This window comes from Dactylosporangium thailandense, assembly GCF_059739745.1.
Map to the genome: position 1 here is coordinate 4,392,194 of NZ_AP029195.1, position 19,217 is coordinate 4,411,410.

The 19,217-nt window shown below is 74.0% G+C and carries 17 protein-coding genes; 3 read left to right on the plus strand and 14 right to left on the minus strand.

Translation table 11 applies throughout. The features are described 5' to 3' along the window. Positions 1 to 12: 12 nt before the first annotated feature. From AC6JBM_RS18930 to AC6JBM_RS18995, 14 genes are all read right to left on the minus strand, one after another. Complete coding sequence (locus tag AC6JBM_RS18930) at positions 13 to 624, minus strand: HAD family hydrolase (protein WP_497984903.1); 612 nt, start codon at positions 622 to 624, stop codon at positions 13 to 15. 8 nt (positions 625 to 632) lie between these two features. After that, on the minus strand, positions 633 to 1,574 hold the full coding sequence (locus tag AC6JBM_RS18935; protein ID WP_497984904.1) for a TIGR03621 family F420-dependent LLM class oxidoreductase: 942 nt from the start codon (positions 1,572 to 1,574) through the stop codon (positions 633 to 635). 31 nt (positions 1,575 to 1,605) lie between these two features. Beyond that, entirely contained in the window at positions 1,606 to 2,649 is a 1,044-nt protein-coding gene (locus AC6JBM_RS18940; protein ID WP_497984905.1) for an isopenicillin N synthase family dioxygenase, read from the minus strand. Beyond that, a complete protein-coding gene (locus AC6JBM_RS18945; RefSeq protein ID WP_497984906.1) occupies positions 2,646 to 3,167 on the minus strand; it encodes a chorismate--pyruvate lyase family protein in 522 nt (173 codons plus the stop codon). Before AC6JBM_RS18945 ends, AC6JBM_RS18940 begins: the two co-directional genes overlap by 4 nt. Beyond that, positions 3,149 to 3,880: a sugar phosphate nucleotidyltransferase gene (locus AC6JBM_RS18950; protein WP_497984907.1), complete on the minus strand. Its 732-nt coding sequence runs from the start codon at positions 3,878 to 3,880 to the stop codon at positions 3,149 to 3,151. Before AC6JBM_RS18950 ends, AC6JBM_RS18945 begins: the two co-directional genes overlap by 19 nt. After that, positions 3,877 to 5,529, minus strand: coding sequence for a carbamoyltransferase family protein (locus AC6JBM_RS18955; RefSeq protein WP_497984908.1), 1,653 nt, complete (start codon positions 5,527 to 5,529; stop codon positions 3,877 to 3,879). Before AC6JBM_RS18955 ends, AC6JBM_RS18950 begins: the two co-directional genes overlap by 4 nt. Positions 5,530 to 5,610: 81 nt before the next feature. Continuing rightward, entirely contained in the window at positions 5,611 to 7,002 is a 1,392-nt protein-coding gene (locus AC6JBM_RS18960) for a class I adenylate-forming enzyme family protein (protein WP_497984909.1), read from the minus strand. After that, the gene (locus tag AC6JBM_RS18965) at positions 6,999 to 8,642 is read right to left on the minus strand and encodes a carbamoyltransferase family protein (protein ID WP_497984910.1); all 1,644 of its coding nucleotides are present in this window, start codon (positions 8,640 to 8,642) and stop codon (positions 6,999 to 7,001) included. The genes AC6JBM_RS18960 and AC6JBM_RS18965 overlap by 4 nt, the downstream gene beginning before the upstream one ends. Beyond that, entirely contained in the window at positions 8,546 to 9,502 is a 957-nt protein-coding gene (locus tag AC6JBM_RS18970) for a carbon-nitrogen hydrolase family protein (RefSeq protein ID WP_497984911.1), read from the minus strand. The genes AC6JBM_RS18965 and AC6JBM_RS18970 overlap by 97 nt, the downstream gene beginning before the upstream one ends. Continuing rightward, positions 9,502 to 10,578, minus strand: a complete 1,077-nt coding sequence (locus AC6JBM_RS18975) for a Gfo/Idh/MocA family protein (RefSeq protein ID WP_497984912.1) — start codon at positions 10,576 to 10,578, stop codon at positions 9,502 to 9,504. The genes AC6JBM_RS18970 and AC6JBM_RS18975 overlap by 1 nt, the downstream gene beginning before the upstream one ends. A gap of 28 nt (positions 10,579 to 10,606) precedes the next feature. Then, complete coding sequence (locus AC6JBM_RS18980; RefSeq protein WP_350611435.1) at positions 10,607 to 10,861, minus strand: acyl carrier protein; 255 nt, start codon at positions 10,859 to 10,861, stop codon at positions 10,607 to 10,609. Continuing rightward, positions 10,861 to 11,742, minus strand: a complete 882-nt coding sequence (locus tag AC6JBM_RS18985; protein ID WP_497984913.1) for a glycosyltransferase family 8 protein — start codon at positions 11,740 to 11,742, stop codon at positions 10,861 to 10,863. The genes AC6JBM_RS18980 and AC6JBM_RS18985 overlap by 1 nt, the downstream gene beginning before the upstream one ends. Continuing rightward, positions 11,739 to 13,514 (minus strand): ATP-binding cassette domain-containing protein, encoded by a 1,776-nt coding sequence (locus AC6JBM_RS18990; RefSeq protein ID WP_497984914.1) that lies wholly within the window; start codon positions 13,512 to 13,514, stop codon positions 11,739 to 11,741. The genes AC6JBM_RS18985 and AC6JBM_RS18990 overlap by 4 nt, the downstream gene beginning before the upstream one ends. Positions 13,515 to 13,539: 25 nt before the next feature. After that, positions 13,540 to 15,306, minus strand: coding sequence for an ABC transporter ATP-binding protein (locus AC6JBM_RS18995; protein WP_497984915.1), 1,767 nt, complete (start codon positions 15,304 to 15,306; stop codon positions 13,540 to 13,542). A gap of 469 nt (positions 15,307 to 15,775) precedes the next feature. On the opposite strand from AC6JBM_RS18995, the gene rfbG reads away from it, so the two are divergent. The 3 genes from rfbG to AC6JBM_RS19010 are packed head-to-tail and all read left to right on the plus strand — an operon-like array spanning position 15,776 to position 19,216. Next, entirely contained in the window at positions 15,776 to 16,909 is a 1,134-nt protein-coding gene (rfbG, locus tag AC6JBM_RS19000; protein WP_497984916.1) for a CDP-glucose 4,6-dehydratase, read from the plus strand. Then, positions 16,906 to 18,165, plus strand: a complete 1,260-nt coding sequence (locus tag AC6JBM_RS19005) for a glycosyltransferase family 4 protein (RefSeq protein WP_497984917.1) — start codon at positions 16,906 to 16,908, stop codon at positions 18,163 to 18,165. The genes rfbG and AC6JBM_RS19005 overlap by 4 nt, the downstream gene beginning before the upstream one ends. Next, entirely contained in the window at positions 18,158 to 19,216 is a 1,059-nt protein-coding gene (locus AC6JBM_RS19010; RefSeq protein ID WP_497984918.1) for a nicotinate-nucleotide--dimethylbenzimidazole phosphoribosyltransferase, read from the plus strand. The genes AC6JBM_RS19005 and AC6JBM_RS19010 overlap by 8 nt, the downstream gene beginning before the upstream one ends. Position 19,217 lies beyond the last annotated feature (1 nt).

Consider the following 19,217-nt stretch of genomic DNA (forward strand, 5'->3'; position numbering starts at 1 on the left):
TCCTTCCCATGGCTACGGCCAGACGAGTTGCGGCCACACGAGTCCGGGCACGGCCGCCACCGGGACCAGCACCGTGCGGATTCCGCACGCCTCACCCGCGGCCCGGTCGGCCGCGCTGTCGCCGACGAACAGCGTGGTCCCCGGATCGAGCCCGAGCCGGTCGACGGCCAGCCGTAGCCCGTCGGGCGCCGGTTTGGGCGCGGTGACGTCCTCGCGGGCCACGGTCAGGTCGAGGTCCAGACCGCAGTAGCGCAGCAGCGCCGCGGCCAGCTCGCGGGTCCGTCCGGTGCAGATGCCCACCGCGATGCCGGCCTCGCCCAGCCGCCGCAGGACGTCCGGGGTGCGGGCCGTCGGCCGCAGCCCGCTGCCGGGCATCAGCTCGAGGAAGGCGTCGTGGTAGGCGCGCCACGCGGTGTCCAGGTCCGCGTCGCCGACCAAGGCGGCCACGGTACCGATGTCCGTCGCACGCTGCGCCATGAAGACGCGGGCCGCGTTCGGCTCGGCCCGCCCGGCCGCGGCCGCGGCGGCGCCCAGGGCCCGCCGGTGCAGGTCGAGCGAGTCGACCAGCGTGCCGTCCAGATCGAAGATGATGCCGCTCGGCGGCGGCTCGATTGGGGCAGTCACCGGCCGGCTCACGTTCCGGTCAGTCGCTCGACCACGTCGGCGAAGGGCTTGAGCTGCGCCGCGGGGAGCACCCAGTAGCTCATCGCGAGCCGCTCCCGCAGGCGCTCGAGCCGGTCGCAGATCTCGTCGACGGAGCCGACGAGCGCCAGCGGCGAGTCGAGGGCGTCCGCCGCGTCCATGCCGAACGCGCGCGCGAGGACCCGCTGCCCGTAGCGGTCGCGGTCCGCGGTGACGGCACAGACCTGCGCGAGGCACTGGATCTCGATGTCGTCGAACCGGCTCTGCGTCAGGGACCGGATCCAGTCGTACCGGCGGTCGAAGTCGGCCAGCCGCGCCGAGGCGAAGAACGACGGTCCGCGTTCCGCGGCGGCGAGCCGCGCGCTGACGTTGATGATGTCGGCGTGCTCGGCGGCGACCGAGAGCATCCTGCGGCCGCCGCCGCCCAGCACCCACTTCACGGCCGGGGCAGCCGGCGGTGCGGGCTCGGCCACGGCCCCGGTGAGCGTGTAGTGCGTTCCCCGATGGTCCAGGGAGCCGCCCCGCCACAGTGCCTTGAGGATCGTGGTCGCCTCGGCGAGCCGGTCGATGCGCTCGCCCGCCGGTGCCATCGGGATCCCGGCCCGTGCGTAGTCCTGGGCCAGCCATCCCGCGCCGAGGCCGATCTCCAGGCGCTCGCCGGCGAACTGCGCCAGCGTCGCCAGTTCCTTGAACAGCACCAGCGGATGCCGCAGATCGGTCGCGAGCATGAGGGTGCCGAGCGCGATCCGCCCGGTCGCCTCGGCCGCGGTCGCGAGGGACACCAGCGGTCCCCATTCCCGGCCGAGGTGGTCCGGCACGAGCAGGCCGGTGTAGCCGAGGTCCTCGGCGGTCCGGGCCTGCTCCCGCCAGCTCTGCGCGCTCGGCACCTCGTTCGCCAGCACGGCGAACCGGAATCGACGATCGATACTCATGGAGCTCCTTTCGAGGGGCCACCGGCGCGGATCACCGCGGCGCCCGCAGGTTCTCCGCGATGCGCCGGTGCAGGTAGGCCCGGCGCATCTTCGCGGTCAGGTAGTCGCCGAACGTCGCCGGCGCGTGGCGGGCCGGGTGCTGTTCGGTCACGCAGCTGGGAATGCACTCGATGAGGGCGTCGTAGCTCGGCTGGTGGAAGAAGGCCACCGAGTACCGGTCGTCGTGTCCCGTGTCGTCGCCGGTGTGCACGACCCGGTGCACGGTGCTCGCCCACCGGCCGTTCGTCCACTGGGCCATGAGGTCGCCGATGTTGACGACGAGGGAGCCCGGCACCGACGGCACGTTCACCCACCGCCGGTCCCGGTCGAGGACCTGCAGGCCGGCGTCGGCCTCGTCCTTGAGCAGGATCGTCAGCGTCCCCCAGTCCGTGTGCTCGCCCTTGCGCAGCTGGTCCTTGGCCGGGCGTCCCGGCTGACCCGGATACCGGTTCGCGGCCATGCTCGTCGCGTGCGCGGCGAACTTGTCCTCGAACCAGTCCTCGGGCAGGTCCAGCGCCAGCGCGAACAGCCCCATGATCTGCGCGGCGAGGCGCTCGGATTCGGCGAAGTACGCCAGGAAGGCCTCACGGAAGCCGGGCAGCGCCGGCCACCGGTTCGCCGCGCACAGCGCCTCGTCCCCGTTCGCCGGCCGCAGCGGTGCCGGCAGCGGCTCGCCGAGCCGGTTGACGACGAACGTCTCCAGCTGGCTGCCGCCGGGTCCCTGCTCGCGCTGGATGGCCGGCTCCGTCTCCCGGCCGTAGCCACGCATCAGCGGGTCGGTGGGGTCCACCCGCAGCGCCTCCTTCTGCTCGGCGGGCAGGGCGAAGAACGCGCGCGTCGCCTGTTGCAGGGCCGCCGTGGTGGCGGCCGGGATGCCGTGGTTGACGACGGCGAAGAATCCGCTGGTCGCGCAGACCCGGCCGAGCGTGCGGGCGGCGGCCAGCCGGCGCGGCGACGGGCCCTGCGCCGTCGCCAGGTCGATGACCGGCACGAACCCGTCCACGAGGGTCACCGAGGGATCGGTCACGGGGCTCATCGCAGGAACTCCTCGGTGATCAGCAGGGCGGGCCGGCCCTGGATGAAGACGCGGTACGTGCGGCTGGCCACCGTCCCCGCCGGCCGGTCGAACCACAGCAGCTCTCGCCGGTGCTCGACGGCGGCGCCGATCAGGGCGCTGCCGATGCTGGCGTGCTCGTGCGCCAGCGCCTCCACGAAGTCCGGGGGCAGCCGGTCGGGGATCAGGACCGACGAGGCCGACAGATAGGCCGCGTTGGACCGCACCCCCTCGATCACGACCCGGCGGGCCAGGGTCGCGGCCCCGGCATCGACGCGCAGCCACCGCTGCTGCACCGGCGTGAGCCGGCCGGCGGCGCGGTCGAGGCAGCGGGTGCGCACCGCCTCCAGCGCGTACGCCTCGAGGAGGCTGGTCACGGTCCCGTCGGTGATGAGCAGGCACCGGTGGTAGGGCGACAGGGCGGCGAAGTCCAGCGCCGCGGCACCGGGCGGCCGCTCGTGCTGGGCGACGAACAGGCGCGTCAAACCCGGGTCAGCCACGCCGCCCCCTCTCGTTGCACGAGCGACTCGACCTCCAGGAAGTCCTTGTACGTGTCGAGGCCGACCCACATGCCGTCATGCCGGAACCCGTGCAGCGTGCGCCGCGCGGCGAGCCGTGGCAGCACGTCGCGCTCGAAGGACGCGCCCGGTGACAGCTCGGCGAACAGCTCGGGCTCGCAGACGAAGTACCCGGCCGAGATGAGCGTGTCGTCGACCGGCTTCTCGTCGAAGGCCGTCACCAGCGTCCGCTCGCCGAAGCGCACGACGCCGTACCGGGAACGGACCCGGGTGGCGACCAGCGTGACCAGGCCGCGTCCGGCCTGATGGGTGCGGATCAGGTCGTCGAGGTCGAGGCTGGACAGCACGTCGCTGTAGCCGAGCAGGAACCGGCGCCGGCCCACGTGCGGCCGGGCGTCCAGCAGGCGCACGCACTTGCCCGCCTCCGCCCCGCTGTCCACGAACGTGATCCGCAGCCCGCCGGAGACCGGGTGGGCGCGCCGTACGACCTCGCGGATCGCCTCGGCGCGGTACCCGACACAGAGAACGAACTCCGTGCAGCCGAAGCCGCGGTAGTACTCCATGATGTGCAGCAGCAACGGCTGCCCGTCCGGCAGCGGGCGCAGGGCCTTGGGCAGGTCGTCGGTGTCGGTGCGCTGGCGCAGGCCGAGGCCGCCGCACAACAGCACCACCGGCGGGCGCGGGACGGCCGTCATGCCGCACCGCTCCTGCGCAGCACCGTCTCGCCGAGGACGAGCAGGTCCATCTCCGTGTTGAGGAAGCATCGGATGGCGTCCTGGGGCGTCTCCACGATCGGTTCGTCGTTGTCGTTGAACGACGTGTTGAGCAGCACCGGCACCCCGGTGATCCGGTCGAAGGCGGCCAGCAGGTCGCACAGCGGCCGGTTGAGCCGGGGGCTGGCGGTCTGCATGCGCGCGGAGCCGTCCACGTGGGTGACCGCGGCGATCGTGGCCCGGTGCTCCGGCCGCACGTCCGGCACCAGCAGCATGTAGTAGTTCGGCGCGTCGGAGGTGAAGAACTCGGCCTGCCGGCTCTCCAGCACGACCGGGGCGAACGGACGGAACGCCTCGCGGTGCTTGACCTTCGCGTTGATGTGGTCCTTCATCCCGGCGGGTCGCGGGTCGGCGAGGATGCTGCGGTTGCCCAGCGCCCGCGGCCCGATCTCGGAGCGCCCCTGGAACCAGCCGACGATCGCCCCGTCCGCGAGCTGCGCCGCGACGTGGTCGAACAGCTCGTCGGGGTGCTCCACGCGCAGCTGCCGCCGGTACTGCTCGATGGCCGCGTCGATGTCGGCGGTGCCGTGCCGCGGGCCGAGGTACGGCGAGAACGGCGTGCGGGTGTCCTTGCGCGGGTGGCCGCCGATCTCGTGGTAGCCGTACAGGGCCGCACCCAGCCCGGTGCCGTTGTCGCCCGCCGCCGGCACGATGTGCACCTGCTCGAACGGCGTCTCCGTCAGCAGCCGGTAGTTGGTCACGCTGTTGAGCGCCACCCCTCCGGCCAGGCACAGCCGCCGCTCGCCGGTCGCCTCGTGCAGCCACCGCGCCAGCTCGAGCACGATGCGTTCCGTATTCGCCTGGACCGCGAACGCGAAGTCCGCCCGGACGGCCTCCCGCGAGCGTTCGTCGGGCGCCTTCGCCAGCTCCCCCGCGATGAGCTCGCGCAGCGCGTCCTGCTGCGCGTACGACTGGCGGAACTCGCCGTCGGCGAGGTGGAACGTCTCCGCGAGCGCGTCGACGTACCGCCGGCCGCCGTACGGGGCCAGGCCCATCGTCTTGCCCGGCTCCCCCATGCCGGTGCGCCGGGAGACGAACCCGATCGCCTTGGAGACCGCCTCGTACATCCAGCCGACGGAGTCCTCGTTGGGGTCCTCCATGCGCACGTCGGTCAGGGTCACCCGGCCGAGCTGCTGACGGACGGTCCGCAGCCCGTCCGAGTCCGCGGCGTAGTGGGTGATGGTCTCGCCGCGCAGCCCGTCCGGGCCCTCGACCGCGCTGCCGCGACCGTCGAGCACCAGCACGGCCGCGCTGTCGAACGGCGCCGTGTAGAAGGTGCTCGCGGCGTGGGACAGATGGTGGCCGATCCAGTGCACGCGGTTGTCGAACCGCAGCGAGTACACCCGGTTGAGGAAGTCGTTGGCCACGACCAGGTCGACGTCGTCGATCCCGAGCCCGGCCTCCTGCAGCACCGCGTCGGCGGCCAGGCAGCGGGCCAGCCGCGGGCCCAGGCCGAACGCCTGCTTCACCCGCGTCAGCCGCTCCTCCTCCACCGCCGCGATCACCTCGCCGTCCTCCACCAGGCACGCGCAGAAGTCGTGATGCGACCCACCAAGGCCGAGCACCCGCATGTCGCCAGTCCTTTCGGTCGACTCGGAAACGTTGTCCTCGTGCAGTGCCGCACCGCCGCGGCAGCGATCACCGGTCGTGGCTCACCGGTCGTGCCGGATGCGCTTGCCGGTCGCGGTGCGCGGCAGCTCGGCGTGCGCCTGGAAGCGGCGCGGCACCTTGGCCGGCGCCAGCCGGGCGCGGCACCAGGCGAGCAGGTCCGCGTCCGGGACGGCCGCGCGCAGCACCACGTGCGCCACCGGCACCTGCCCGCGCAGGAGGTCGGGCTCGCCCCGCACGTCGACGTCCGCCACCGCCGGGTGGGCGGCCAGGACCCGCTCGACCTCCTCGGGGTTCACCTTCTCGCCGTCGACGTTGATGACCGACGCGATGCGGCCGCGCAGCCGGATGCGGCCACCGTCGAGCTCGGCCAGATCGCCGGTGCGCAGCCACCCGTCGTCGAGGCGCAGCGGGCGCACACCGTCCGCCCCCAGGTAGCCGTCCGCGAGCGAGGACGTGTGCACCAGCAGCTCGCAGCCGACGTCGCCGTGCCGCTCGCCGAGCCGGACCTCCACACCGGGAAGCGGCACGCCGATGTCGCCGGGCGCCTCGGTGCCGTCGGCCGGACTGAGGGTGATCGCCCCGGCCTCCGAAGAGCCATAGCAGTTGTACAGCCTGAGCTGATGCCATCGCGCGATGTCCCGGGCCGCTCCGGGCGGCAGCGGCGCACCGGCCGACACGGCGCGCTCGAACGGGCCGAGCACCGGCCCACCGACCCGGACCGCCTCCTGCGCCGCGGTCCGGTAGTGCGCCGGGTGGGCGATGAGGACCCGCGCGCCGGTCCGTGCCGCGGCCCGAGCGTGCTGCGACGGGATCGTCCGCGGCCCGCAGTGGTAGATGCCGGAGCCGGCCAGGACCGCGGCGACGAGGCCGTAGTTGAAGCCGTAGGCGTGGTGCAGCGGCACCGCGACGACGACCGGGCTCCCGGGCCGGTAGCCGAGGAACTGCGCGACTCGGCGGCCGTCGGCGAGGATCGCGTCGGCGCCCCGGACCACGCCGGTCGGGGCTCCGGTCGACCCGGAGGTGAGGAAGGTCTGGGTGTGCGGGGCCGCAGGGGCCGGGGCGTCGCCGGCAGTGCCCCGGTCCGCGTACACGCCGAGCTCGGGGTCGCGGTAGGCGCCCTCGGCCGGGCCGGGCTGGTCGCCGACCCGCAGCCCGGCGGGCGGCGCCGGATCGAGCGGGTCGACGTGGACGACCGGCACCGCGGCGAGGTCGCCCGCGAGGGTGGCGACCAGCGTCCCGACCGCGGTCCCGCACACGGCGACCAACGGGCCCCGCGCCTGGCCGTGTCCGTCGAGCCCGTCGAGCCCGTCGAGCCAGGCGGCGAGCCGCTCGGCGCCGGCCCGGACCCGCGCACCGGGCACCTCACCGCGGGCCGAGGCGACGACCTGGCCGGCGAGCCGGTCGCCCAGCGCCGCGAACAGGCGGCCGGTCACGGCGCCGGCACCTTGGTGACCAGGGTGTCACCGAGGACGAGGGCGTCGAGGTCGGTGTTGAGGAAGCAGCGCAGGGCATCGACCGGCGACTCGACGATCGGTTCGTCGTTGTCGTTGAACGAGGTGTTGAGCAGCACCGGTACCCCGGTCAGCCGTTCGAAGGCGGCCAGGAGCGCGTCGAGTCTCGGGTTGAGCGCGGCGGTCACGGTCTGGAGCCGGGCCGTACCGTCGGCGTGGGTCACCGCCGCGATCTGCTGGCGCTTGTGCTCCAGGACCGGCGCCACCAGCAGCATGTAGTGGACGGGGATGTCGGTGCCGAAGAACTCCGCCTGCCGGGCCTGCCGGACGATCGGCGCGAACGGACGGAACGGCTCGCGATGTTTGACCTTCTCGTTGATCCGGTCCTTCATCCAGGCCGGTCGCGGGTCGGCGAGGATGCTGCGGTTGCCCAGGGCCCGCGGCCCGATCTCGGAGCGCCCCTGGAACCAGCCGACGACGTCACCGGCGGCCAGCCGCAGGGCGACGCTCACGAGAAGCTCGGCGGGGCGGCTGACCCTCACCCGGTCGGACACGGCGTCCAGGGCCGCGTCGATGTCGGCGGTGCCGTACTCCCGGCCGAGGTACGGCGTGAAGGGCTCGGTCAAGGGGGTCCACCCGGCACCGCCGTGCACGTAGTGGCCGTAGAGGGCGGCGCCGAGCGAGGTGCCGCTGTCGCCCGCGGCCGGCACGATGTGCACCTCCTCGAACGGCGTCTCCTCGAGGATCTTGAAGTTCGCCACGCTGTTGAGCGCGACCCCGCCGGCCAGGCACAGCCGTGACTGTCCGGTCTGCTTGTGCAGCCATCGGGCCAGCTCGACGATGATGCGCTCGACGTGGTGCTGCACGGCGTGGGCGAGGTCGGCGCGGACCTCGTCGCGGCCCCGCTCCCCCGCCCCGGCGAGCTCGGAGACGATGTGCCGGCGCATGGCGATCTGCTGCTCGGTCGACTGGCGGAACCGGCCGTCGGACAGGCTGAACCACTCGCGCATGGCGTCGACGTACCGGGGGCCGCCGTAGGCCGCCAGGCCCATCGTCTTGCCGGCGCCCTGCCCGCCCGGGCCGCCGAAGCCGATCTCGCGCGACACGAGCTCGTACATCCAGCCGATCGAGTCCTCGCAGGGGTCCACCGACCGCTCGTCGGCGAGGGTGACCCGGCCCGCGTGGGCGGCGAGCGGGCGCAGCCCGGACGGGTCCGCGCGATAGGACGTCGTGGTCTCGCAGCACAGCCCGGCGTCGGTGCCGACGTCGCTGCCGCGGCCGTCGAGGACCAGCACCGCGGCCTCCTCGAACGGCGAGGTGTAGAACGTGCTCGCGGCGTGCGAGAGATGGTGGCCGATCCAGTGCACCCGGTCGGCGAACCGCGCCGCGTACACGGGGTTGAGGAAGTCGTTGGCGACGATGAGGTCGACGTCGCCGATGCCGAGGCCGGCCTCGCGCAGCACGTAGTCCACCGCCTCGGCCTTGGCCAGCCGGGGACCCAGCCCGAAGGCCATCTTCACTCTGGTCAGCCGCTCCTCCTCCACGGCCGACACGACGACACCGTCCCGCACGAGACAGGCGCCGTAGTCGTGGTGTGATCCGCCGAGACCGAGTACTCGCATGGGTCACCGCCTTTCTGGGGCATGGACGGATTGCTGGCCAGGTTGCGGTACGCGTCGGGCCGGCGCCGCGCGTGGGTCCACAGGCCCTGGGCGCGGTAGCGGCGCAACGCGTCGAGGTCGACGTCGGCGACGAGCAGGCCGGGCCGGGCGCCGGCGACGAGGATCTGGTGGTCGCGGGGCCGGTCGGCCGCGCTGGCGATGCCGTCGAAGACCGCCGAGCGGCCGTTCATGAACGGTCGCGGATAGTTGGCCATCGCCACGGCGAGCATGTTCTCGAACGCGCGGGCCCGGAGCTGACCGAGCCGGTCGTCACAGATGAGGCAGGCGTTGGGGCTGAGGATGAGTTCGGCACCGTCGAGTGCCAGCGACCGCGCCGATTCGGGGAACTCGCGGTCGAAGCAGGTCATCACGCCGATGCGGACCGGGCCGGCGCGCGTGCGCACCGGGGCGGCTCGGAACCGGGCCCCGGGCCGCAGTACGGCTTCCCACGTGAAGTCGCAGACGTGGACCTTGTCGTGCACGAGTGCCAGTGCGCCGTCGCTGCCGATGACGGCGGTCGCGTTGGCCGGGCCCGCGTCGGTGCGCCGCAGGAAGGTGACCGCGACGGCGATCCCGGCCGATGCGGCCAGCTCGCGGAACGCGCCGACCCAGCGGCCGTCGAGCGGCTCGGCCCGGGCGAGCCAGGCGTCGCGCTGCGTGCCGTCGGGACAGGCGGCGTACCCGATCTGCCACAGCTCGGGAAAGACGACGAGGTCGGCGCCGGCGGCCCGGGCGCGCCGGCACGCGGCGATCCCGGCCGCCAGGTTCGCGTCCGCGTCGTTGAACGCCGCTCGTTCCTGGACCAACGCCAGCCGCAGCATCAGCGCGCCGCCTTCTGCCCCAGCTCGGCCCCGTGCCGCGCGAGCAGCTCGTCGACCTCGACCCGCGCGCCGCGCCGGGCCGACTCGATCGCGGCCTGGGCCGTGGCGAACGTCAGCAGGTTGTCCGACGCCTCGCCCCAGGGCGGCGGGCCGCCCCGCAGCGCCGCCGCGAACTCGTCGAGCGCGGCCGTGACCAGAGCGGCCGGGTCCGCGGATGCCTGGCCTGGCTCCGTCGTCGCGGCGGCCGCCGGAGGCAGGTCCGCACGGAGCTCGGCGACGGGGGCGGTCTCGCCGTCCCAGGCGGCGCTGCCGTGGCTGCCGGACACCCGCCACCGGCCCGTCCACGACGTCTCCAGTCCTTCCGAGCACCACGAGCCCGTGTACCCGAGGTGGACGCCGTTGGTGTACTCGACGGCCACGATGGCGGCGGCGGGCCCGGCGTACCAGCTGCCGGGCGGGTTGTACTCGGTTGCCGTGACCGCGACCGGCCGCTCCCCGGTCACGAACCGGACCGCGTCGAAGGTGTGCGGCGCCATGTCGAGCAGCAGCGGATGGTCCATGGCGAGGCGGAAACCGGCGTCGCGGTACGCCCGATGGAACTCGACGCTCACCAGGCCCAGCGGGCCGAGGGTGCGCGCCACGTCCCGGAGCCGCTCAAGGCCCGGCTCGTAGCGCCGCGACTGCGCGATCATGAGCAGGCGGCCGCGCTCGCCGGCCAGCCGGGTCAGCGCGACGGCCTCCCCGAGGGTCGCGGCGAACGGCTTCTCCGACAGCACGGACAGGCCGGCCGACAGCGCCGCGGAGGACACCGCGAAGTGCGCGGCGGGCGGGGTGATGTTGACGCACACGTCGGGCGCCTGGGCCAGCTGCCCGGCGAGGTCGCCGGTGACCGTGAGGTCCGGGCGGCGCAGCCGGATCGCCGCGCCCCGGGCCCGGCGCTCGTCGAGATCCGCGATGCCGACGAGGTCGAAGCCGGGATGCGACTGCACGGCCCGCAGCCAGGTCATGCCCATGCCCCCGGCGCCGACCACAACGGTGCGCAGCGGCGCCGGACCAGGAAGAAGGTGGAGGTTCACCGGACTTCCCCCGTGCTCGCCGGGCCGCTCAGCCGGCCTTGCTCTGCACGTAGTCGGCCATCTTCCCCACGGCGGCGAAGTCGTCGACCACCAGCTCCTCGTCGGGGATGGTGACGCTGAACGTGGACTCCAGCCAGACCAGCGTCTCGAGGATCCCCAGCGAGTCGAACCCCGCGAAGTCGCGCAGGTCGCGGTCCTCGGCGATGGGGCCGTCGCCGACGTCGGTCAGCACGGTCCGAAGGTGCTCGGTGATGGTGTCCACGATCTTCTGACGGTCGCTCATCAGGTTCCCTTTCTCGTGGTACCGGCCACGCGCCGGGTGACGGCGTGGAGGTGCAGGCTGTAGGTGTCCGCGGCCGGTCCGGCCGGCAGCAGGCCCCGCCAGGGCTTGGACGGCGAGACGTAGTGCATGACGACGGCGTCGGCCTCCTCGGCGGCGAGGGCCGCGTCGGTGGGCAGGCGCTCCGGTGGCAGCCGAATCCACGGGGTGCGGCGCAGCGCCGACAGCGGAATCGTGTTGAACCGCCGGGGCAGCCGGTGCCAGCGGTCGCGGGCGGCGAGGTTCAGCGCGTCCTGGTCCCACAGCCGCAGATGCCGGGGATGCTCGGCGACGGCCCGGAAGGCCCGCTCGAAGAGCCCGTCGCGCCGGCACTCGGCGATGTCGAAGACCATGACTCCGCTGTTGAAGTACGCCCGGTCGCCGTCCAGCCCGAGCTCCTGCCAGCCGGGCAGGGCGCGGCCGTCCGCCAGCGTCGGGTTGACCGTGTCCTGCACGGCGCCGAACGGCAGGCCCCGCAGGTCGGCGTCGAGCAGCGGACGCAGGTCGCCGCGCACGACGATGTCGGCGTCGAGATACACCGCCCGGCCGGCGGCCGCGACGGCGGCCGGGATCGCCAGCCGCAGATAGTTGGCCCGGGCGCCGCCGAAGGCCGTGTTGTACGGCAGGTCCGGCAGCTCCGCGCGGCGCAGCACCAGATCGAGGTCGTGGTCGGCGGCGACGGCGGCGATGTCGGCCCGGGTCCGCTCGTCCAGCCCCTCGTGCAGCACGACCACCGTGAGCCCGCGCGCCCCGGCGGGCTGCGAGACGCACAGCGACTCCAGGGCGACGAGCAGCGGCACACGGTACGAGTCGTCGACCGCGAACACGATCGGCACGGCGCTCACGCGCGCGCACCCGGCTGGCTGTCGGCATAGGCGCCGGCCTGGATGTTGTACAGCTCCGCGTACAGGCCGTCGCGCCGCATGAGCTCCTGGTGGGTGCCGTGCTCCACCAGGCGGGAGTCGTCGATGACCACGATCAGGTCGGCCATCCGCACGGTGGAGAACCGGTGCGAGACGAGCAGCGTGATGCGTCCCGACTCGCCGGCGGCGGGTTCCCGGGCCGCGGCGGCGTAGCGTTCGAACAGTTCCCACTCGGCGACGGCGTCGAGGGCCGAGGACGGTTCGTCGAGCACGAGCAGCAGCGGGTCGCGCCGCATGAACCCGCGGGCCAGCGCGATCTTCTGCCACTGCCCGTGCGACAGGTCGACGCCGCCGGCCCAGGTCGCGCCGAGCTGCGTGTCGGGGCCGTGCGGCAGGCCGGCGACGAGGTCGGTCGCGCCGGCCCGGGCCAGGGCGTCCGGCAGCGCGTCCGGGTCGTCGCGGTGCAGGTCGCCGACGCCGACCGCCTCCCGGACCGGGTACTCGAACTTGACGAAGTCCTGGAAGGTCCCGGCGACGCGCTCCTGCCAGGCCGCCGGCGCGATGGCCGCGAGGTCGGCGCCGTCGACGGTGATCCGCCCGGCGGTGGGGGCGTAGTACCGGCACAGCAGCTTCACGAGGGTCGACTTGCCGGCCCCGTTCTCGCCGACGATCGCCACGACGGCGCCGGCCGGCAGGTCCAGCGTCACGTGCTCCAGCACGTCGCGGTCGGCGCCCGGATACCGGAACGTGAGGTCCTCGACCCGGATGCCCCGGCGCAGCGCATCGGGCGGCGGGCCGTCGCCGGCGTGCCCCGCGGCGCGGGCGTAGTCGTCGAGCCAGGCGAGCCGGCGGGCGCCGTCGAGCCAGATGAGCCGGAACAGGTGGATGTCGCGGACGGCCTGGCCGAGGTACTGCGACAGCCGGCTGCCCGCGGCGAGGGTCAGCACGGCGGCCGCGGCGGCGTCGGGGCCGGTGGCGACGAACGCGACGCTGGCGACCAGGGCGGCACCGAGGATCGCGTAGGCCACCGACAGCCACACCGCCGACACCGACCGGGCCCGGGCCATCCCCCGGTACCGCGCGAACCACGAGGTCTCGGCCAGCTCCACGAGACGCTCCTGCAGCCGCCCGACCCGGACCTCCTTGGCCGCCTGCGGGGTGGTGCCGAGCAGGAAGAGGCTCCGGGCCCGCCGCTCGGCCTGCGCCCCGGCCTCCTCGGCCCGCTTCTCCACCTTGCCGCGCCAGTCCGACACGAGCACCGGCGGGATCGCCAGCAGCACGAGCAGCAGCAGCCAGGGGCGGATCGAGGCGAGCAGGCCGACGGTGATGAACAGCCGCAGCACGACCCCGAGATTGGAGAAGAGCATCTGGTACAGCTGGCTGAGCGCCGACGCGTGGTCGCGCAGCAGCGCGAGCCGGTCGACGTACTCGGCCCGCTCGTGATGCTCGATCGTCGGGATCCTGGCGTGCAGTTGCACCATGTACGACTCGACGTCGACGGCCGCGCGGTCGGTCAGCCGGGTGTTGATCCGGCCCGCGCCGAGGCCGAGCAGCCAGGTCGCGGTCACGAGGGCGGCGAGGGCCGCGGCGGCGAAGGCGATCCGGCGCGCGTCGCCGTCGGCGGTGGCGGCCACGAGCCGCGACAGCGCCAGGGCGAGCAGCGCGTCGGGCGCGGCCCCGAGCACGGTCACGGCGAACGCCGCCACCATGAGCACGGGCTGGGCCCGCAGCCCCAGCCGCAACGACAGGGCCAACGACCTCAGCGACGATGGCAACTGGTCAGCGGCTGGCACGGTGCGTGTCCTCCTCGTCGAACCGGGACGCCTGCATGTCGAACATGACGCGGTAGCTGCCGCCGAGCGCCATGAGCTCGTCGTGGGTGCCGAGCTCGGCCACCCGGCCGTCGCTGAGCACGCAGATCCGGTCCGCGTGCCGCACGGTCGAGAACCGGTGCGAGATCAGCAGCGTGGTGCAGGCGCGGGTGGCGGCCAGGACCCGGTCGAAGATCTCGGCCTCGCCGCGGACGTCGAGCTGTGCCGTCGGCTCGTCGAGCACGACCACCCCGGCGCCCTGGCGTACCGCCGCGAGGGCCCTGGCGATCGCCACCCGCTGCCATTGGCCGCCGGACAGGTCGGTGCCGTCGTCGTAGCCGGGGGCGAGCACCGTGTCGAGCCGGCGCAGGTCGGCGGCGCCGGCGTCGGCGAGCGCGTCCAGCACCACCTCGTCCGGTGCTCCGAGCGGCGCGACGTTCTCCCGCAGCGGCAGCTCGTACCGGGCGAAGTCCTGGAAGACCGCGGTGAGCCGGCGCCGCCACGAGGTGACGTCGTACTCCCGCAGGTCCTTGCCGTCCACCAGGATCTGCCCGGACGTCGGGTCGTACAGGCGGCACAACAGCTTGATGAGCGTGGTCTTGCCCTGGCCGTTGAGCCCGACGACGGCGAGCGACGTGCCGGCCGGGATGACCAGATCCAGGCCGGACAGCACCTCGTGGTCCTGGCCCGGGTAGGTGAACCGCACGTCGCGGAACCGGATCTCGGCGGCCGGCAGACCGCCGGCGTCCCGCGTGCCGGACGGCAGCGCACCGGTCTCGGCCATGCCCCGCTCGGCGCGCAGCACCGACTCGACGTTGTCGGCGGCCAGCGCGAGGGCCCAGTTGAACCCGCCGAACGCGATGAGGCTGGCGCCGACGGCGGCCTGGGCGAACACGACGACCCGGCCGCTGTCGATGTGGCCCGCGCCCGCCTGCCGGGCGATCCACCAGAAGAGCACGGCGTTGGCCGCGAGCAGGATCAGCAGCGCCCAGCGCAGCGGGCGCTGCCGCACCCGCGTGGAATGCAGCCGCCGGTCGACGAGGTCCCGCCGGCTCGTGACGAACCGGCCGACGAGCCAGTCGGTGAGACCGAAGACCCGGATCTCCTTCGCCGCCGGGCCGGCGACGCCCAGGCTGTAGGTGTACTCGGCCCGCTGCTGGCTGGCCCGGACCTCGTCCTGGGTGAGGTCCCACGAGGTGCTCTCGCGCAGGAGTACGTGGGTCGAGGCCCAGGCCGCGCCGATGAGCAGCGGCGCCCACCAGGCCAGCCCGAACAGCAGCAACGCCTGGATCACGCCGGTGATGATCATGACCAGCCCACCGGAGATGATGCCGAGCGACAGCGACAGCTGCGGCCCGGACATGCCGGTGTCGAAGTCTCTCGCGACCGCCAGGTCGCCGGCCCGCTCGTGCGACTCCAGGTGCTCGACGCCCTGCGGGGCGGTCGCGGCCACCAGCAGCTGCCGGTGCAGGTGCAGCGCGACGCGGTCGCCGAGGTTCGCGCCGACCTGGCTCAGGATCGGCGCCTGCACCAGACCGGCGACGAACACCGCCCCGAGCAACACCAGCGGTGTCCGCGGGCTGTCCCCGCGCTGGAGCGCCGAAACCAGCACGCCGACCGTCACGCTGAACGCCGACGGCAGCAGGCCGCCGAACGCGACCAGCCCCCACCAGGCGGCCGCGAGGGCACGGTCGCCCCGCGGCAGCACGGCGAACAACCGCCGGACCTCGCGCATCACATCTCCTCGTTCGCCGCGCTGGCAGGGTTTCGGGGTGCGGCACCACGTCCGGCTGAGCCATTCGCAGGGAGCCGGCAGCGATATCGGAAACGGGAGCATCAATCCACGGCCGCCAATGTCTCCCGCCGTCGGCCCGAGTGACCCTACCGAGATGCGACCGAGCATGGCAACTATCCAACCAATTTTTGCAACTATCGAACTCTCCGGAGTCGTCGGGCTTCCTCACCATCAGCAACCTTGATCACCGAAGATGCCCCGCCGGCGGGGAATATGAGGGGAACTCGCCCGATTTCGCGCTACGGAACGTCGCTACCGAATGCCGTTCGGTGCCGAAGGACCTCACGCAATGCAGTTGCACAGATCCGCTCAGTACTTGCGACGGAGTGTGGATCTCCCCTACGGTCTGGTCCGGACATGCAGCACGTAAGGCCGCCGTCCCATTGCGAACGGTCAAGGGGAATGACCCGTGAACGCAGATCTGGAACACCCCCGCCCCGATGTCAGACTCCGCACCGACCGCGCCGGAACGCGCGTGCTCGTCACCGGGTACAGCGGCTTCGTCGGCTCCTGGCTGAGCACCGCACTGCTCGCCGGCGGCGCCGAGGTGGTCGGCTACGCCACCGACGACACCCCGCACACCCGGGCCCGGGCAGCGGAGCTGGCGGCCCTCGGCGTCACCGGGGTCACCGGCGACATCCGCGACTTCGAGGCGCTGCACGACGTCATGCGCGACGGCCGATTCGACGCCGTCGTCCACCTCGCCGCCCAGCCGCTCGTCAGCGTCGGCCTCGCCGACCCGCGCACGACCCTGACCACCAACGTGATCGGCTCGGTCAACGTGCTCGAGGCCGTGCGGCTGTGCGCGCCACCGGTGCTGCTGCACGTCACCTCCGACAAGTGCTACCGCAACCGGGCCTGGCCGTGGCCGTACCGGGAGATCGACGAGCTCGGCGGCGGCTGCCCCTACAGCGTCTCCAAGGCCGGCGCCGAGCTGGTGTTCGAGGCCTACCAGGAGCTGTACCGCACCGCCCGGCTGCCGGTCGCCGCCGGCTCGATCCGCTTCGGCAACATCATCGGCGGCGGCGATCACGCGGCGAACCGGCTCGTGCCGGACACGCTCGCGGCCCTGGCCGCCGGGCAGCCGATCCGGCTGCGCAACCCGGACGCCGTGCGGCCGTGGCAGCACGTCCTGGACGTCGTGCACGGCCTGCTGCGCCTCATGGACGGCCTCGGCTCCGGCGCCGTCGCCCCCGGCGAGGTCTACAACTTCGCGCCGCCGGGCAACGGCGCCAGCGTGCGGGAACTGGTCGACGCCCTCATCGCCGCGTGGACCCGGCACGGCGGCACCGGCGTGCCGGTCGTCGCCGGCCGCGAGCCCGGATTCGCCGAGGACGGCGTCCTGCGCCTCGACGGCCGGCGGGCCGCGGCGGCACTCGGCTGGCAGCACCGGTTCGACCTCGACGGCAGCGCCGACGCCATCGTGTCGTGGCACCACGCCGTCGCCGCCGGCACCGCGGCCGTCGACGCGACCGCCGCCCAGTTGCACACCGTGCTCGGACTTCCCCGACTCCCCGACCGAACGGCAGGTGCCGCGCGATGAGCCACGCCTTCGTCTTCTCCCGCGAGTACCCGCCGAACACGGTCGGCGGCACCAGCACCGTCGCCCGCAACCTCGCCGCCGGATTGGCCGCGCTCGGCCGGCGGGTCGTCGTCGTGTCCACCCTCCCCGGCACCGACCGCGACTCCCGCGAGCACATCGACGGCGTGACGGTGCACCGTGCCGCCACCGGCCTGGTCTACAACGAGGAGTCCGGCCTGGCCGACCAGAGCGTGCGCAGCCACCGCCGGCTCTACGCCGCGGCCGAGGCCCTCGCCGACGAGCTGGGCCCGCCCGGCGTGGTGCTCCTGCCCGACCTGTTCTGCCACCCCGAGGCGACGATGTTCGCCCGCCGCCACGGCGTCGCGACCGTCAACATCCTGCTCCAGGACTTCCGGGCGATCGTGCCGTACGACCGCGACGCCCACCACGTGACGACCGGCGTCTCCGGCGACCGGCGCGACCTGGTCCTGCTGGAGGAGAAGGCGGTGACCGGCTGCGACCACACCGCCTTCATCAGCCAGGCGCTCAGCGACGCCATCACCGGCTACTACCCGCACAGCACCGCCCCGCACAGCGTCGTCCACCTCGGTGTCGACCTCGCCGAGATCGACGCCGTGCGCGCCGCCCAGGACGGCCCGCGGCTGCGCGCCGAGCTGCTCGCCGGGCGGCCGGACACGTCGCTGCTCGTCGCCTGCGGCCGGCTCGTGCCGGTCAAGGGCTTCGCCGAGCTCCTGCGGGCGCTGCCCGACGTCCACGCGCCGGACACCGCCATGCACCTGGCGCTGGTCGGGGTCGGCCCCGAGGAGCCGGCGCTGCGCCGCCTCGCCGGCGAGCTCGGGGTCGCCGACCGGGTCACGTTCCTGGGCGACATTTCGCGGCGGGCCGCGCTGAGCTGGATGTCGGTCGCCGACGTCGCCGTGGTGCCGAGCCTCTGGGAGTCCTTCTGCTACGTCTGCGCCGAGATGATGGCCCTGACGCGGCCGGTGGTGTGCACCGCCGTCGACTCGCTGCGCGAGCTGGTGCCCGACGCCCGCTACGGATGGCCCGTGCCGGTCACCGGCCCGTCGGGCGCGCGGGTGCTCGACCCCCGCGACCTCGCCGCCGCGCTCACCGCGGCGCTGGCCGACCCGGCGGAGGGAGCCCGCCGCGGCGCGGCCGCCCGTGCCCGCGTCGAGCAGCACTTCACCAACGCCCGCTTCGCGGAGGGCATCGCGGCGATCGCCGACCGGCTGGCCGGGCTGAGGAGCCATGCCTGAGCCGGACCTCGCCGCCGTGCACGCCCTGTGCGCGGCGGTGACCCCGCCGGACCCGCGAAGCGCGCGCCACTCCCAGTTCCGCCAGCGGGCCCAGGCCCGGCCGCCGGACGCCCTCGGCGCCCTCGACGCCGTCGCGCACCGCGTCGCGGGCATCCGCCGGGACGCCGCGCCGGGGCCGCTCCCGGCCGTGGTGAGCGTCCTCGCCGGGGACCACGGCGTCGCCCGGCACGGCACGTCGGTGTACCGCCACGGCTACACCGCCCGCGTCCTCGAGCTGATCCGTGCCGGCCACGCACCCGTCTGCACCCTCGCCGCGCGGGTCCCGGCCCGGGTCGAGTGCGCCGACGTCGGGCTGTCCGAGGCCGTCGGCGACCAGCGGTACAAAATAGGAACCGGCACCGGCGACATCACCCGGCACGCGGCGATGGCGCCGGCGCAGGCGGTCCGGGCCGTGCTCGGCGGCGCGCGGTACGCCACCGAGCGGCTCGCCGACGCCGGGCTGCTCGCGATCGGCGAACTGGGCGTCGGCAACACCACCCCGGCCGCCGCGCTCACCGCCCGGCTGCTGGACATCGCCACCGCCGACGTCGTCGGCGCCGGCTCCGGCGTCCCCGCCGACGTCGTCGCGCGCAAACGACACCTGGTCGACGTCGCCCTCGCCCGCCACGCCGACGTCCCCGCCGACGACCCGCTGGCCCTGCTCGCGGCCCTCGGCGGCTTCGAGATCGCCGCCAACGTGGGCGTCATCCTCGCCGCCGCCGGACGGCGCCAAGTGGTCGTGATCGACGGAACCATGACCGCGGTCGCCGCCCTCCTCGCGGTGCGGCTGTGCCCTACGGCGGCCGGCTACCTCGTGGCCGCACACCGCTCGACCGAGCCCGCCCACCGCGCCCTGCTCGCCGGTCTCGGCCTCGAGCCCCTGCTCGACCTGGGCATGCGCCTCGGCATGGCGTCCGGTGCGACGCTCGCCCTGCCCCTGATCAACGGGGTCCTCGCGGTCGCCGCGTCGACACCGTCCGCACGCTCGGCCGGTCTTGTGCCGAATCCGTGAT

Coding starts and splice junctions, on each gene's coding strand:
- AC6JBM_RS18935 (WP_497984904.1), bottom strand. CDS start 1,574: ATGAGTATCGATCGTCGATTCCGGTTCGCCGTGCTGGCGAACGAGGTG.
- AC6JBM_RS18940 (WP_497984905.1), bottom strand. CDS start 2,649: ATGAGCCCCGTGACCGATCCCTCGGTGACCCTCGTGGACGGGTTCGTG.
- AC6JBM_RS18950 (WP_497984907.1), bottom strand. CDS start 3,880: ATGACGGCCGTCCCGCGCCCGCCGGTGGTGCTGTTGTGCGGCGGCCTC.
- AC6JBM_RS18955 (WP_497984908.1), bottom strand. CDS start 5,529: ATGCGGGTGCTCGGCCTTGGTGGGTCGCATCACGACTTCTGCGCGTGC.
- AC6JBM_RS18965 (WP_497984910.1), bottom strand. CDS start 8,642: ATGCGAGTACTCGGTCTCGGCGGATCACACCACGACTACGGCGCCTGT.
- AC6JBM_RS18970 (WP_497984911.1), bottom strand. CDS start 9,502: ATGCTGCGGCTGGCGTTGGTCCAGGAACGAGCGGCGTTCAACGACGCG.
- AC6JBM_RS18980 (WP_350611435.1), bottom strand. CDS start 10,861: ATGAGCGACCGTCAGAAGATCGTGGACACCATCACCGAGCACCTTCGG.
- AC6JBM_RS18995 (WP_497984915.1), bottom strand. CDS start 15,306: ATGCGCGAGGTCCGGCGGTTGTTCGCCGTGCTGCCGCGGGGCGACCGT.
- AC6JBM_RS19005 (WP_497984917.1), top strand. CDS start 16,906: ATGAGCCACGCCTTCGTCTTCTCCCGCGAGTACCCGCCGAACACGGTC.
- AC6JBM_RS19010 (WP_497984918.1), top strand. CDS start 18,158: ATGCCTGAGCCGGACCTCGCCGCCGTGCACGCCCTGTGCGCGGCGGTG.